The 1187-nt window shown below is 40.2% G+C and carries 1 protein-coding gene; it reads right to left on the bottom strand.

Annotated features, from left to right (window positions below; all coding sequences use genetic code 11):
• The coding region (locus IQ226_RS24780; RefSeq protein WP_193899787.1) for a tetratricopeptide repeat protein at nucleotides 1-1187 on the bottom strand (1187 nt) is incomplete at both ends.

Raw genomic sequence — 1187 nt, 5'->3', positions numbered from 1 at the left:
TAGGTTGTAATCATCTATTGCTCCTTGCTTATCTCCTAATTCATTACGGACAAGTCCCCGGTTGTTGTAGGCTTCGGCATAGTTAGGATTAATCTTGATAGCTAGGTTGTAATCATCTATTGCTCCTGGCTTATCTCCTAATTCATTACGGACAATTCCCCGGTTGTAGTAGGCATTGGCATAGTTAGGATTAAACTTGATAGCTAGGTTGAAATCATCTATTGCTCCTGGCTTATCTCCTAATTCATTACGGACATTTCCCCGGTTGTTGTAGGCTTGGGCATAGTTAGGATTAATCTTGATAGCTAGGTTGTAATCATCTATTGCTCCTGGCTTATCTCCTAATTCATTACGGACAATTCCCCGGTTGTAGTAGGCTTGGGCTAAGTTAGGATTAAACTTGATAGCTAGGTTGTAATCATCTATTGCTCCTGGCTTATCTCCTAAATCATCACGGACATTTCCCCGGTTGTAGTAGGCTTGGGCTAAGTTAGGATTAAACTTGATAGCTAGGTTGTAATCATCTATTGCTCCTGGCTTATCTCCTAAATCATTACGGACAAGTCCCCGGTTGTAGTAGGCTTGGGCTAAGTTAGGATTAAACTTGATAGCTAGGTTGTAATCATCTATTGCTCCTGGCTTATCTCCTAAATCATTACGGACAAGTCCCCGGTTGTTGTAGGCTTCGGCATAGTTAGGATTAATCTTGATAGCTAGGTTGTAATCATCTATTGCTCCTTGCTTATCTCCTAAATCATCACGGACAATTCCCCGGTTGTAGTAGGCATTGGCATAGTTAGGATTAAACTTGATAGCTAGGTTGTAATCATCTATTGCTCCTGGCTTATCTCCTAAATCATCACGGACAATTCCCCGGTTGTTGTAGGCTTGGGCATAGTTAGGATTAATCTTGATAGCTAGGTTGTAATCATCTATTGCTCCTGGCTTATCTCCTAATTCATTACGGACAATTCCCCGGTTGTTGTAAAATCCTGCACGGGGACTAAGTTCAATGGCTTTATTTATCGCTGCTGCTGCTTCTTTATATTTTTTTAAATCACTTAAAACTGCATACTTCTCATTATACAAATTAGGATTATTCGGCTGGAGTTGAATGGCTTTATTTATGGCTGCTAAGGCTTTATCCAGTTGGTTTGAATATCTATAAACTGAACTTAACTTATCCC

The sequence above is a fragment of the Dolichospermum sp. LEGE 00240 genome (genome assembly GCF_015207875.1).
GTDB lineage: Bacteria > Cyanobacteriota > Cyanobacteriia > Cyanobacteriales > Nostocaceae > Dolichospermum > Dolichospermum gracile.
The sequence above is the reverse complement of the archived record's forward strand: the minus strand, read 5'-3'. Positions and strand labels throughout refer to the sequence as shown.